Below are 14,263 nucleotides of genomic sequence, written 5' to 3' on the forward strand. Positions count from 1 at the left end.
CGCCCGGGACGGCCTCCGGTCTCATGGCGGCGGACGTCCCTCACGTTCCGGTGGCCCTGACCGGGTCGGGGGCCGAGATCGGACCGTTCGTGGAGCCGGGGAGCACGGCGTGCCTCGCCTGCGTCGCCGCACAGCGCCGCGACGACGACCCGTCGTGGCCGGCGGTCGCGGCGCAGCTGCTGGGGCGCCCGGTCGAGACCGAGCCGGCGGTGCTCTGGGAGGCGGGCATCGTGGCCGGACGGCTCATCGCGGACCGAGCGCGGAACCCCTCCGCGTCGCGGACGCGGTCGGTGATCCTGCGCGCCGGCTCCCTCCACCGGAACGTGCGGTCGCACCGCCCGCACGCAGAGTGCCGCTGCCGATCTCTCGGAGGAACCGCGACGGCTGCCGCTCCCGTACGCCTCGAGACCACGTCAGCGACAGCGTTCGCCCGGCTCGCGTGATGCCGACGTATGCCAGCCGGCGCTCCTCGTCGACCTGATCGAACGTCGTGGCATACGAGATCGGCAGCAGGCCCTCGGCGACGCCGATCAGGTGCACGTGCTCCCATTCCAGGCCCTTCGCCGCGTGGAGCGTCGCCAGGGTCACCGTCCGCATCGCCGGCTCGTCGTGCACCTTCGCCCTGGCCGTGAGCTCGTCTGTGAAGGCGCGCAGCGTCGTGCCGGCCGGCGCCTCCTGCGCGAGGCGCAGCAGTGCGGCCCGGGCCTCCCAGGCGTCGCGCAAGGCTCCGCCGGCCTCGGGCGGGTCGTCGGTGAGCCCGCGCGAGCGCAGGATGTCCCGCACGGTGTCGACGAAGCCGCTCTCGATGGGGGCGACCGACGCCGCCCGCAGCTCCATCACCGCCTGACGCACCTCGGGCATGTCGAAGAAGCGCCGGCCCCCGAGCACCGTCGTGGCGATGCCGGCGTCGGCGAGCGCCGCGACCAGCTCCGCGGACTGCGCGTGTGAGCGATAGAGCACCGCGATGTGGCCGGGATCGGCACCGGCGGCGATCTGCGCGCCGACCCGGGACGCGACAGCGCGCGCCTCGGCGCGGTCGTCCTCGAACGCCGTCACGGTGGGCAGCGGCGACGCAGGCGTCCGCTCCGTGCCCGACGCGTCCGTGGCGACGGAATCGGCGGATGGCGATGCAGGCTCCGCGGATCGTGAGGCTGCTGCCGTCAGGTGCAGTGCTCCCGGGCGCCCGCGCATCAGTTCGTTCGCGACGGCGAGGATCGGCGCATCGGATCGGTAGTTCGTCTCGAGTCGCACGACCCGCGCCCCTTCGAACCGCGTCGGGAAGTCGAGGAGGAAGGAGGCGTCGGCGCCGGCGAACGAATAGATCGTCTGGCTGGCATCGCCCACCACGCAGATGTCGCGCCGGTCCCCGAGCCACAGCTCCAGCAGGCGGTTCTGCAGCGGTGACACGTCCTGGAACTCGTCCACCGTGAAATGCCGGTACTGCTCGCGTACCGCCTTGGCAACCTGCGGCTCGGCCTCGAGCATGCCCGCGCAGGCGAGGAGGACGTCCTCGAAGTCGAGCTGCCGCCGCTCGTCCTTGAGCTTCTCGTAGGCGTGCTGCAGCGCCACGACGCGATCCACACCGAGCCGCCCGACCCCGTTCGGTCGGGCGGCGACGTAGCCGTCGACACTGAGCATCGAGACCTTGCGCCACTCGATCTCGGACGCCACGTCGCGCAGCGTGGCCCGGTCGGGAGAGAGCCCGACGCCGTCGGCCGCGTGTGCGAGCAGCCGCACCTTGTTGTCGACGATGCCGGGGGCGCTGTCGCCCGCGAGCGTCGGCCAGAAGAAGTTGAGCTGGGCCAGCGCCGCGGCGTGGAACGTGCGCGCCGCCACGCCGGCCACGCCCATCGCGCGCAGTCGGCCGCGCATCTCGCCCGCGGCCTTCGTCGTGAAGGTGACCGCCATCACACGGCCCGGCGAGTAAGCCCCCGTGTCGACCCCGTGGGCGATGCGGTGCGTGATGACGCGTGTCTTCCCGGTGCCGGCACCGGCCAGCACGACGACCGGTCCCCGCAACGCGGTGACCGCCTCCCGCTGGTGCTCGTCGAGCCCGGCGAGCGCGTCGGTGCTCATGGCCGCTCCGCGTGCCAGTCGGCGATGAGGCGATGCGCGATGGAGGCAGGGCCAGGCAGCAGGACATCCCCGCCGCCCTCCAGCGCCGTGCCGATCTCGTCGCGCGTGAACCAGCGGACCGCGGCGATCTCTTCACCATCGGCCTCCGCGGCGCCGTCGTCGAGCGCTGCCGCGAGGAAGCCGACCATGAGCGACCGGGGATAGGGCCATGCCTGCGAGCCGCGGTACGACACGACGCCGACGTCCACGCCCGATTCCTCCGACACCTCCCGACGTACCGCCGCCTCGAGTGACTCCCCCGCCTCGACGAACCCGGCGAAGCACGAGTAGCGATCGGCGCCCCACAGCGCGTTGGAGCCCAGAAGCAGCAGGTCGGGGTCGACGGCGCTCGTGATGGCCACGATCACGGCGGGGTCGGTGCGGGGGAAATGCTGGCGACCGCAGTGCGGGCATCGGCGCGACCAGCCGCTGTCGCCGAGGTTCGTGAGAGTGCCGCACGCGGGGCAGAACGGGGCGTCCAGCAGCCACCGCCCGAGACTCAGCGCCTCGACGAAGGCGCCGGCGTCCGCCGCGGGGAGCGCTGCCCCCACGGCACGCAGTCCCGCCCAGCCCGCCGGCGCGGAGAAGAGCTCTTCCTCCTGGGCCGCGAACACGGCGGCGAGCAGTGCGGCCCCGTCCTCGGCGCGGCCGAGAAAGGCCCACGCGGCTCCGGCGGGCACCTCTGCCGCCACACTCCAGAACAGCGCGTCGGGTGCGGCCAGTGGCGCCGCGTCGCCGACGATGACGAGCACGCGCGTCGCGGCATCCGCCTGAGACACTCCGATGAGGTCGGGCGTGAGACGCTCTGCGGCAGCGCGATCGAAACCGGGACGTGCCAGCGGAGGGATGCTCGTACTGTCAGGCGCCGTCATCGGAACATGCTCCGCTTCGTCGTTCAGGGCCGGGCGTGGCGCGGGGACGGACGAGCGCGACCGACCTACCCTGGGCACATGGCACGCTCACCCCTCACTCTAGCCGCGTCGGTCACGTCGGCTCTGCCGCGGGTCGGGGTCGTCGGGGTCGGAGCCCTCACGGAGGGATCGACCGGCCGCTACGACGCCGCCGTCGCCGACCTGGACGACGGCCGGCGCGTCGTCGTGCGCGTTCCAGCCGACCCGTCGGCAGCGCCCGAGCTCGCCGCCGAGGCGCGTGCGCTGCGCGCACTCACGCCGGGCGTCCGCGGGCTGCTCCCCTTCCGCGCGCCGGAACTGCTCGGTGAGGCCGGCCTGGGCGACACGCGCGTCGTGGTCGTCGATTTCCTCCCCGGCTACCGCGTCGATGCCGCACACCTGCCCGCGGGTCGCGGCGCGGCGACCTCCCTGGGTGCGGCGCTGGCCGCCCTCCACGCCCTGCCCCACTCGATCGTCAAGGGCGAGGGACTTCCCGCACGTACGCCCGGGCAGGTGCGTGCCGACGTCACGCGCCTGATCGACCGTGCCGTGGCGACCCGGCGACTTCCGGTGAGCCTCGCGCACCGCTGGCATCGTGCGGTGGACGCCGACGACCTCTGGCGCTTCGAGTCGGCCGTCATGCTCGGCGGCGCGGGTGCCGCCTCGTTCCTGTTCGAGGATCTGGACGGGGTGCCGACCGTCACCGGCCTCCTCGAATGGCATGGGCTGTCGATCGGCGACCCTGCCACCGACCTGCAGTGGCTCGCGTCGGCGCCCGAAGCCGCGGATGACGTGTACGCCGCCTACGTCGCCGCAAGCGGCCGCGCCCCCGACGCCCGTGCCCGCGAGCGCGCCCGACTCTACGCGGAGCTGGAGTTCGCCAAGTGGCTGGTGCACGGGCACGACGTCGACCGCGACGACATCGTCGCCGACGCCGTGGAGCTCCTGGAGTCGCTGGCCACAGGAGTCGCCGGCGATGACATCGTGTCGGATGCCGCGCTCGACGTCGACGACGCCATCGCCCTTCTCGAGCGCACGCCGGGTTCCGCGGCGCCGACCGTCGACACGTCGATGCAGACCGATGCGTACGACCCAGAGGAGCTCGCCCAGTGGGTCGCCGATGAGCGGGCCGATACCGGCCCTGTCGATCGGAGCGCCGGGAGGTTCGACACGGAGGAGCTCACCGAGGCGGACCTGGCGGCCTTCCGCGACGAGGGCCGTGCCGGCGGGGGCGCAGGGTCGCCGTCGCCGCGGGTGGCGCGCGCAGCCGACGACGTCTCGACCGCACCGATCCAACTGCCGCACCTGTCCCCCGCGCCATTGCCCCTCGGGGCCGACCGCGAAGACATCACCGGAACGGATGCCGCCGCCGAGGCGGAACGCGCCTCCGAGGCAGCGCTGCGTCGCTGGCGGGCCGAGTGACCCCCGGCGGTCCTTGCTGAGATCGTCTGCTCTGGCCGCCGCCGAGCGATACGACGTCAGCCGCGGAGGATGACGTCCTCCGCGACGTAGTAGAGCGCGACGTCGATCTCGTCGAGAGGCACGCCGTGCTTGGCGTGGTAGGCCTGGCGGTAGAGCTCGAGCTGCAGCATCCGCTCGTCCCTCTCGGCGGGCGTGCGGGGAGCGACGCCGGTCTTCCAGTCGACGATCTCGATCCTGCCGCCGCGGTCCTCGCGGCGGTACACGGCGTCGAGCTTGCAGATGACGATGTGCGGCAGCCCGTCCGGGCCGATCGTGGTGAAGTCGATCTCGGTCTCGACCTCGATCGGCTGGCGGGACGCCCATTCCGACGCGAGGAACCGCTCGCGCAGCGCCGTCAGAGCCGCGGCGTCCTGGACGGAGGCCTCGCTGTTCGAAGGATCGGTGCCCGGGATCTCATCATCGGTCTCCCACAGTGCATCGTCGAGGGAACCCCCCAGCCCCGCCCGGCCGGAGCGCTGCTCGACCCACGCGTGGAACAGGGTGCCGAGGCGGGTCTGGCGGAAGGGGCGCTCGGGCATCGGCCGCGCGATGGCTGCCAGCGTGCCGTCCAGGTCGGCGACGTACTCCTTGTAGCGGGACGCCGCGATGCGAGTCGGCGCCGTGTGGACCGGTCGCGCGCGCCGGGCATCGCGTTCGGCGAGGAGGAGCGCAGCCTGCGGGTCGAGCACCGCGCGCCGCGCGGCGGAGTCGGAACCGAGCGCCTCGTGCGCCGCATCGACCGCGCGCGCCGCCGCCTCCACGGCCGTCCGGCGTGCTCCCAGAGGATCGATGGGCCACTGCAGCACGCGCCGGGCTCCTTGGTACGGATCGTCGCCGACCTCGTCGTCGGTGAGCGGCACCCCGAGCGCCGCGGCGATCTCGGTGAAGAAGACGCTGCGGGATCGGGGCCGCTTGGTTCCCGACCATGTCGCTCCCGTGAGAAGCAAGTGGTCCCTGGCGCGCGTGACGGCGACGTAGGCCAGCCGGCGGTCCTCCTCGAGCTGACGGTTGCGATTGGCCTCGACGAATGCGTCGATGGCTTCCTTCAGTTCCTGCTGGGTCTGCGCGGACTGCCAGCGCAGCACCGGCAGCCACGCCGAGTCGCCGCGGAACGCGTAGGGCAGCACACCGAAACCGAGCCATGCCTTGGTGTCACGCGGGGCGCTCGGCAGCTCGTCCTTCACCAGGCGCACCACGGCGACCGCGTCCCACTCCAGGCCCTTCGAGCCATGGATCGTGAGGAGCTGCACGACATCGTCCTCGGGAGGCTCCGTGCGCGGCGCGAACTCGTCGAGCTGCTCCGCGTGGTCGAGCCAGGCGAGGAGGCTCGACAGCGATCCGGTCTCGTCGGCGGCGAGGAAGGCGTGGACCTCGTCGACGAACGCGCGAAGCTGCGCCGACGCAATGCGCGCCGGCCCCCGGGACTCGTTCGCGGCGAGCTCGATGTCGAGCCGGAGCTCCAGCTCGATCAGCCGCACGAGTTCCGGGATCGGCATGCCGCTCGCCTGACGCAGCCCCGCGAAGACGGATGCCGCATCCCGCAGCCGCTCGCGGGCCGTGGGTGTGAAGCCTGCCAGCCAGCCGTGGTCAGGCCGCTGGCGGAGGACGAAGTCGAGCGCGTCGACGAGCGAGCCGTCGTCGTCACCGGCGCTTCCGCGAATGCGCTCGACGACTTCCGGCGCCAGTGGCTGCAGCGCGGTGTCGTGGCGCGCGAGGCGCCGCGACAGCGCCGCGAGCTCGCGCAGATCCGGCAGGCCGATGGCCCAGCGCGGACCCGACAGGAGGCGGATGAGCGCCGAACCCGCGGACGGATCGCTGACGACCCTCAGCGCGCAGACCACGTCGACCACCTCGGGAGTGGAGAGCAACCCGCCGAGGCCCAGGATGCGATGTGGGATGCCGCGGCGCCCGAGCGCGTCGCCGAAGCGGACCATGTGCTTCTTGCTGCGGAACAGGATGGCCCCGGTCGTCGGACGACCCTCCTGCGCGCGGGAGGCCCGTACGCCGGCGAACCATTCGGCCACGCGATCGGCCTCGGTGTCGAGGTCGGAATCGAACCCGAGTTCGACCGCTCCTGCGGGTGCGCCCGGGCGGGCGCGCAGCTCTTCCACGGCCAGAGACGCGGATGCGGCGAGCGGCGCCAGGACCGCGTTCGCGGCCGTCAGCACGGACGCGCTGTTGCGCCAGCTCGTCAGCAGTGCGTACTGCGCGCATCCCGCGCCCGGCGAGAACGCGTCGGCGAAGCCGCCCAGGTTGCCGGCACTGGCCCCGCGCCAGCCGTAGATCGCCTGATGCGGGTCTCCGACCGCCATCACGCCGGTGCCCGCGAAGAGGGCCGCCAGGAGGTCGGTCTGAGCCACGGATGTGTCCTGGTACTCGTCGAGGAGCACCACGCGGTACCTGTCGCGCAGCTCGTCGGCCACGACCGGGTGGCTCCGGACCACCTCGAGCGCGCCGGCGACCTGATCCGAGAAGTCGATGACACCGAGCCGCAGCTTCTCGGCCGCGTACTCGCGGGCGAGATCGGCGAGGAGGGCCAGCGCCTCCACCCGGTCGGCCGCGTCGGCGACATCCGCGTACACCGTCGTCCGCCGGTTGGTGGACGGCAGCTCGCGGACGGTGCGGAAGCGCTCGGGGAAAGCCGCGAGGGCGTCGAAGTCGACGAGGTTGTCGACGCCGTCGCGGGCGATCCGCAGTGCCGCGTCCACGATGGAGCGCACGGCTTCGCCGCGGTCTTCGAGGCGCGGGTCGTCCGACGCGAACACGACGCGACGCATGAGGAGCCACGCGGCGGATTCCGAGAGCACGGCGGCTTCGGCATCCCGTCCGATCCTCAGCGCGTGCTCGCGCACGATCTGGTCGGCGAAGCTGTTGTAGGTCGCCACCGTCGGGCGATGCAGCAGCGCGTCGTCGGACGAGTCCTGGGGCACCGCGTCCACGGCGCGTGCCAGCGTCTCGAGCAGCCGGTGGCGCTCCGCGGTCGCGCGCGCACCGTCGATGCCCGACCGCTCGAGGTCGCCGAAAGCCTCGAGTGCGCCCGCCTCCGCGAGTCCGGGAAGCGCCGGCAGCAGACCGTGCCGCTCGAACTCCGCCAGACGCGCGAGACGCTTGTGAATGCGCTCCGCCAGCTCCCCCGCTGCCTTGCGGGTGAACGTGAGGCCGAGCACCTCGTCGCGGCGCACGATGCCGTTCGCCACCAGCCATACGACCCGCGCGGCCATCGTCTCGGTCTTGCCGCTGCCGGCGCCCGCGACGACGAGTGCCGGTGCGAGCGGCGCCTCGATGACGGCGGTCTGCTCCTCCGTCGGTGGGAACTGACCCAGGGCGGCGGCGATGACGCGCGCCGATAGCGTCGGGGTCGGCAGCAGGGCGTCGTCGGCTCCGGACGCCACCGGAAGACGCTGCACGACCGTCACGAGGCGCTCACCGCGCCCACCGTGTGGATGCGGCACAGCCCGTAGGCGTGCTCGTCGCGGCAGTGCTCCTCATATGGTGCGGTGAAGGTCTCGCCTCGCATCACACCCACAGCGGTGCGGATACGGGTGAGGAAGGCATCTCGGCGCTCGTCGTCGAACGGCGGCTGCCAGGGCGTCACGTAGTCCGACCTCGTGGCGCTCGGACGCAGCACGAGGAGCTTCGCGCCGCCCGGCGCGCGACCCTTCGCCTCGGCGATGGCTCCGGCTTCGAAGGCCAGCTGGTAGGCCGCGAGCTGCGGATTGTCGAGCACCTTCGCATCGGTCTGCGGCTCCCGCTTGCCGGTCTTGAGATCCACGATCACGACGCTGCCCTCCGGCGTGAGTTCGACGCGATCGATGTAGCCCGACAGGATCACGCGGTGCCTCTCCCCCTCGGCGACCCCGGAGACGGGGTCGACGGGCGTGTCGGCTTCGGCAGTGATGTGATCGGGCTCGCCGAGCGGGATGTCGACCTCGAAGTGCGGCTCCGCGCCGATGAGTGTGCCGCCGCTGCCGTCGAACCGCTGCAGGTAGAGGTGCAGACGGCGCACGAGGTCGCGCGCACGCGTCTGCTCGGCGCGATCCCGCCACGCCGCCTCGAACGTGAGTTCGCCCCAGCGCGATTCCACCTCGGCCCAGAGCGCAGCCTCGTCGTGCCCGGCGGCATGTTCGAGGGCCGCGTGGATGATCGTGCCGAGACCGGCGGTGGTCCCACCCGGGTCGCCGCCGAGGTCGGCGATCACCCAGTTGAGCTCGCACTCCTCGAGCGCGTGCAGGCGGGACGGCGAGACGCGGACGTCCTCGCGCGACAGATCCCGCAGCGGACCGGTGGATGTCGGACCCGCCACGCCGTACCACTCGCGCGACGCGGCGCCCGGCACGCCCGCATCCGCCAACAGCGCCAGCTGCTCGGCCGCACGCGCTGCCGGGGCCGCCGCCGGACCGGCAGAGGCGGACGACGGCCGCATGCCGGGCTCAGCGAGCGTCCGCACGCCCAGCTGCGTCAGTGTCCGGCGGTGCCGTGCCACGAGTCCGCGCAGCGAGACCGGGTGGTCCAGTTCGAACGGCTCGGGATCGGGCAGCAGCTCGAAGAAGACGCTCGGACCGGTGTCGTCGTCGTCGACGGCAGTCACGACCAGCAGGGCGTCGGCGCGGGACAGAGCCCTCGCCAGCAGCCGCAGTTCGTCGTGCATCGCCGCGCGACGGCGGTCGAACGCGCCCGGCGTCTCGCCTTCGGCGCGGGTGGCGGCATCCGCCAGCCGCCAGGTGTCGAGAAGACTTCCGCGAAGCCGCGTGTTCGGCCACACGCCTTCCTGCACCCCGGCGACGACGACGGTGTCGAACTCCATCCCGAGCGCGCCGGCCGGCGTCATGATCCGCACGCTGTCGTCGCGCGTGGGGGCCTCGAGACGATCCTCGGCGACGCCGCTGTCGAGGATCGACCGCACGAAGACGCGCGGATCGGCGTCGAGCGAGCGCTCCACGAACCGCTTCGCCGCTTGGAACAGCGCCACGAGCGCATCCAGATCTCGGTGCGCCTGCTCCGCGAGAGGGCCGTTGCCCCGCGCGAGCTCCGCCCACGTGCGGGCGAGGCCGCTCCGGTCCCACGCGGTCCACAGCAGCTCGTGGGCGGTCGCACCGCGCTCGAGCTCGTCGCGGAGCACCGCCAGCGTGCGCGCGAGCGACGCCGCCCGTCGCGCCTCGCGGGTGTCGAGCAGCTCGAATTCCAGCGGCTGCCGCATCGCCGAAAGCACCAGGTCACGTCCCGAGCGTTCGGGTGTCTCGGTCTTGTCCTCCGCTTCTGCGCCCCTTTCGAACACCCGGCGCAGCTCGCCGTGACGCAGCGCCGAGCGCAGGCGACGCAGCTCGATGACGTCCAGCCGCCCGTACGTGCCGGTCAAGGCCGCCGACACATCCTCGAAGGTCCACTCATCGCGAGCCGCGAGTTCGACGAGCCGCAGCAGGTCGGCCACCGGCCGCACGGTGCCGAGCGCCCGGCCGGGCCCGCTCGAGCGGGCCGGCACCTCTCGGGCCGACAGCTCCGCCTCGAGGGCCGCCACCTGCCGCGTGTCGTGCGCGATCACGGCGCAGTCGCGCCAGGGGACGCCGTCGCGCACGTGACGCTCGCGCAGAACGCGGGCGATCGCGTCATACTCCTCGGCGGTCGAGCGCAGGCTGAGCACGCGTACCGACCCGTCAGGTTCTGCCTCCGCGAGGCCACGCCGGTGCGCGACGACTCCGACCGCGCCGATGCGCTGGGTCACCCGCCCGACGAGCTCTCGCTGCCACGCGGTGCCGCGGTGCCCGTCCGCGAGCACGTGCACGGAGCCGAGCGACGCCGCCAGCCGCGCGAAGTTCTCGGGTGTCGCGCCTCGGAACGACCCGGAGCCGACATCGGGGTCGCCGAACGCCAGCACAGCCATGCCGCGAGCGCGAAGGGCCTCGAGCAGCTCGACGCCACCGAGCGTCAGCTCCTGCGCATCGTCGACGAGCACGACCCGCACGCGGTCGACGGCGGGGCTTCCGGCGGGCGCCGTGCGCAGGAGGCCCACCGCTTCGCGGACCAGTCCCGCGGCATCCCGATGCGCGCCTCGCATGCCGTCGCGCACCTGCAGATACTCGCCGAAGAACGACGACAGCGCGACCCAGGCGGGCAGCTCGTGCCGCTCCCCCATCATGCGCAGGCGATCGGGCCCGATGCCGAGGGTGGTGCACTCGGCGAGGAAGGTGCGCACTTCGGTGCGGAAGCCGGCCGTGCCGCGGATCGCCGCGCCGAGCCAGTCCGGCCAGCGGCCTGCGCCGGCCGCCTCGTCCTCTTCGTCGCCCTCGAGCAGGTCACGGATGATCTGGTCCTCGTCGCCGCCGGTGAGCAGCTGCGGCGGATCCGCGTCGACCGCGACCGCGTGCGCCCGTACGATCTGGAACGCATACGACGGGACCGAGCGCGCGAGCGGACCGGTCGTGGCCACGCGCACGGCGAGGCCGAGCCGGTCGCGCAGCGCCGTCGCGGTCTGCCGTGAGGGCGTGAGCACCAGGACGGTGTCAGGGTCGAGGCCGGCCTCGACGAGGCGCGCCACCCGCGCGACCAACGTCTCGGTCTTGCCCGCTCCCGGGGCCCCGACCACGACGCCTGATGCCTCGACGGGGAGCGAGAGCACGGCCGCCTGCGGCGCGTCCGCTGCGAATGTGGCGCGCTGCCGAGTCCCCGAAGTCACCCTTCGACGGTAGCGCGCACGGCCGACATCGGCCGTTCGCCCAGAGCGTTCGGACCGCGGGCGGACGCCGCTCCCCCGTGTCGTAGAGTTGCCATGCGTCCGGGGAGCCCTCAGCCTTTCGGCAAGTACACCGTCGCCCCGCGCAGGAGGTCAGTCACGTGGAGATCCGCATCGGCATCGCGAACACCGGCCGCGAGCTCAACTTCGAGACGAACGAGCCGGCGGCCGACGTCAAGAAGTCCGTCGCCGCGGCGCTCGACGCCGGCGCCACGCATGTGACGTTCGCCGACGCCAAGGGCAACTCGTACATCGTGCCCACGGCCGCCCTGGCGTACATCGAGCTCGGCTCCGAGGAGTCGCGCCGCGTCGGCTTCGTGGCCTGAGCGGACGCGTGACGTGCAGATCCTCATCGCGTTCATCGTCGGCGCGGTCATCGGCCTGGGCATCCACTTCCAGCTGCACCAGCGCCTGACGCGCGGGGTGGTGCTCGCACCGATGATCGGCGCCGTTTCGGCGGGCATCGTGTGGACGATCCTCACGTGGGTGGGCATCGGCATCGACACCCCGTGGCCGTGGCTGGCGGCCCTGGTCGTCCCGATCGTCGTCACCTACCCCGCCGTCATCGCGATCTCCCGCAGCCGCGTCACCCACGACGCGCGCGAGGAGGCCCGCCTCGGCATCGGCTGACGTCGCTTTCCCCCCGCTTCGGGTCAGGCGGCGAGTCCCATCGCGTCCATGCGGCGCGAGTGCGCGGCCATCAGCTCGGTGAAGACGGGCTCGACCTTCTGCTCCTCGGCGCGGCCGAGAGACATCGGCCGCAGCGCGGCCCGCGCGATGAGCAGGGTGTCGCCGACCAGCCGGCGGCCCCACAGGGCGAGCAGCGACTTCCATTCGATGTCGCTCGCGATGGTCTCGGTGATCAGCTCCACGATGGCCTGCCGGTCGTCGTCCGCCTGCAGGATGCGAGCCACCCGGTCGCCGGTCTCGCCGTAGCTCGCCGAGAGGGCGAGGTAGAAGTCGTCCAGCATTCCCGCGGTGATGTGCACCGACAGCATGGTCTCCTGCGGCCGGACGCCGTGCGTCGCCGCCCGGAAGCCGTCGAGGGGCTCGCGGAACGGTCGCATGATCTCGGTCGGGTCGTCGCCGCGCTCTCGGATCAGGGCGACCAGCGCCTCGTGCTTGGTGAGGGCGGCGCCCGCGGCGCGCGACACCGCCTCCTTCTCACCCAGTTCGGGGATCGTCTGGATGAGCTCGGTGAGCGTTTCGAAGAATCCCAGCTGCAGATAGGCGGCCTGGCCGAGGAACGTGTCGATGTCGGGAGCGAGCTCCTCGAAGTCCACACGATCGCCGCCGCTGAGCTCGTCTCGCGAGCGCAGCTGCAGCTTGCGGCCCGTCTCCCGCCGCTGCCAGAACCACTTCACCATGCACGAAAGCCTACGAGGCGGCGCCCGGTCCGTGTTCGCGCCCGCCTCCCTCCGGTATCGTGGGAGGGTCCCCGGCGTCGGATCGGGGCGCCCGCGCCTGTGGGAGAGAAGGGCGTGGATCGCACTTCCGCCCGCGCGGCGACCTCGAAGAGGCCGGAACCGCGCCCGGGCAAGAACCCAGGCAGCATCTCACTGCCGGACAGGCACACATCGTGACGACCTTCGCCGAACTCGGCGTTGATCAGGACATCGTCGAGGCGCTCGCTGTAAAAGGCATCGTCGACGCCTTCCCGATCCAGGAACAGACCATCCCCCTCGGCCTCCCCGGCCAGGACATCATCGGCCAGGCCAAGACCGGCACCGGAAAGACCTTCGGCTTCGGCATCCCCGTCGTCCAGCGGCTCGGCCCGACCCCGCCTCCCGGCGTGCAGGCGCTCATCGTGGTGCCGACGCGGGAGCTGTGCGTGCAGGTCTACGAAGACATGGACATGCTCACCTCGGGACGCCCGACGAGCGTCGTCGCCATCTACGGCGGCAAGGCGTACGAGGGCCAGATCGACCAGTTGAAGGCCGGCGCGCAGATCGTCGTCGGCACCCCGGGGCGTCTCATCGACCTCAACAACCAGCGGCTGCTCGACCTGTCGCACGCGACGGAGGTCGTGCTCGACGAGGCCGACAAGATGCTCGATCTCGGATTCCTCCCCGACATCGAGAAGATCTTCTCCAAGGTGCCGGCCATCCGGCACACGCAGCTGTTCTCGGCGACGATGCCCGGCCCCATCGTGGCCCTCGCTCGCCGGTTCATGTCGAACCCCATCCACATCCGCGCCACCGACCCTGACGAGGGGCTCACGCAGGCGAACATCAATCACCTCGTGTACCGGGCGCACTCGCTCGACAAGGACGAGGTCATCGCCCGCATCCTCCAGGCGGAGGGCCGCGGCAAGACCGTGATCTTCACGCGCACCAAGCGCGCGGCTCAGCGCCTGTCGGATGAGCTGGGCGACCGCGGCTTCAACACCGCCTCGGTGCACGGCGACATGAGCCAGGAGGCGCGCGAGCGCTCGATGGCGGGCTTCAAGGCCGGCAAGAAGGACGTCCTGATCGCGACGGACGTCGCGGCACGCGGCATCGACGTCGACGACGTCACGCACGTCATCAACCACACGATCCCCGATGACGAGAAGACCTATCTGCACCGCGCGGGTCGCACCGGCCGCGCCGGCAAGACGGGCATCGCCGTCACGTTCGTCGACTGGGAGGACCTGCACAAGTGGGCCCTCATCAATCGCGCGCTCGAGTTCGGTCAGCCCGAACCCGTCGAGACGTACTCCTCCAGCCCGCATCTGTTCAGCGATCTCGACATCCCCGCCGGCACGAAGGGGCGCATCGTGACGGCCCCGAAGACCCAGGCGGTCCGCGTCCAGCCCGAACGGGCTGCGGATGCCGCGGCCGAGGTCGAGACGAACGGTCAGGCCCCGCGCCGCCGTCGCCGTCGCCGCGGCGGTGACGCCGAGCGGGTGGGCTCGACCTTCGAGCCGATCGACGGCGCCGGCTCATCCACGTCGGAGCAGAACGGGGCGCCGGACGACGGCGATCGCTCCACCGAAGGCGGCGGAACCCACGACGGCGGCGGCAAGGAGCACCACGACGGAAAGCCCGCGCCGCGCCGGGGCCGGCGCCGTCGCGGCGCGGGCTTTCCG

General features: G+C 72.4%; 9 protein-coding genes. 4 read left to right on the forward strand and 5 right to left on the reverse strand.

What is annotated here, in order from left to right:
- Positions 1-243: 243 nt before the first annotated feature.
- Both ACI3KY_RS16215 and nudC read right to left on the reverse strand, forming a co-directional pair.
- A complete protein-coding gene (locus tag ACI3KY_RS16215; protein WP_404931181.1) occupies positions 244-2,076 on the reverse strand; it encodes an ATP-dependent helicase in 1,833 nt (610 codons plus the stop codon).
- Entirely contained in the window at positions 2,073-2,987 is a 915-nt protein-coding gene (gene nudC / locus ACI3KY_RS16220) for an NAD(+) diphosphatase (RefSeq protein ID WP_404931182.1), read from the reverse strand. The genes ACI3KY_RS16215 and nudC overlap by 4 nt, the downstream gene beginning before the upstream one ends.
- Positions 2,988-3,065: 78 nt before the next feature.
- Here nudC and ACI3KY_RS16225 point away from each other — a divergent pair, with 78 nt between their 5' ends.
- Positions 3,066-4,427 carry a phosphotransferase gene (locus tag ACI3KY_RS16225; protein ID WP_404931183.1) on the forward strand — a complete coding sequence of 454 codons (1,362 nt, stop codon included), beginning with the start codon at positions 3,066-3,068 and terminating at the stop codon, positions 4,425-4,427.
- Between the two features lie 56 nt (positions 4,428-4,483).
- Here ACI3KY_RS16225 and ACI3KY_RS16230 read toward each other — a convergent pair whose 3' ends face one another.
- Both ACI3KY_RS16230 and ACI3KY_RS16235 read right to left on the reverse strand, forming a co-directional pair.
- Positions 4,484-7,858 (reverse strand): ATP-dependent DNA helicase, encoded by a 3,375-nt coding sequence (locus tag ACI3KY_RS16230; RefSeq protein ID WP_404931184.1) that lies wholly within the window; start codon positions 7,856-7,858, stop codon positions 4,484-4,486.
- Between the two features lie 20 nt (positions 7,859-7,878).
- Positions 7,879-11,136 (reverse strand): ATP-dependent helicase, encoded by a 3,258-nt coding sequence (locus ACI3KY_RS16235; RefSeq protein ID WP_404931185.1) that lies wholly within the window; start codon positions 11,134-11,136, stop codon positions 7,879-7,881.
- Between the two features lie 158 nt (positions 11,137-11,294).
- Between ACI3KY_RS16235 and ACI3KY_RS16240 the strand changes: the two genes are divergently transcribed.
- Together ACI3KY_RS16240 and ACI3KY_RS16245 are read left to right on the forward strand one after the other, a co-directional pair.
- The gene (locus ACI3KY_RS16240; RefSeq protein ID WP_194415039.1) at positions 11,295-11,519 is read left to right on the forward strand and encodes a DUF3107 domain-containing protein; all 225 of its coding nucleotides are present in this window, start codon (positions 11,295-11,297) and stop codon (positions 11,517-11,519) included.
- A 13-nt stretch (positions 11,520-11,532) separates the two neighbouring features.
- Positions 11,533-11,823, forward strand: coding sequence for a hypothetical protein (locus tag ACI3KY_RS16245; RefSeq protein WP_404931186.1), 291 nt, complete (start codon positions 11,533-11,535; stop codon positions 11,821-11,823).
- Between the two features lie 23 nt (positions 11,824-11,846).
- Here ACI3KY_RS16245 and ACI3KY_RS16250 read toward each other — a convergent pair whose 3' ends face one another.
- Positions 11,847-12,560, reverse strand: coding sequence for a ferritin-like fold-containing protein (locus ACI3KY_RS16250; RefSeq protein ID WP_404931187.1), 714 nt, complete (start codon positions 12,558-12,560; stop codon positions 11,847-11,849).
- Between the two features lie 212 nt (positions 12,561-12,772).
- On the opposite strand from ACI3KY_RS16250, the gene ACI3KY_RS16255 reads away from it, so the two are divergent.
- On the forward strand, positions 12,773-14,263 hold a 1,491-nt coding region (locus ACI3KY_RS16255; RefSeq protein WP_404931188.1), incomplete at its 3' end, for a DEAD/DEAH box helicase.

The sequence above is a fragment of the Microbacterium sp. ZW T2_14 genome (genome assembly GCF_044987405.1).
Taxonomy (GTDB): domain Bacteria; phylum Actinomycetota; class Actinomycetes; order Actinomycetales; family Microbacteriaceae; genus Microbacterium.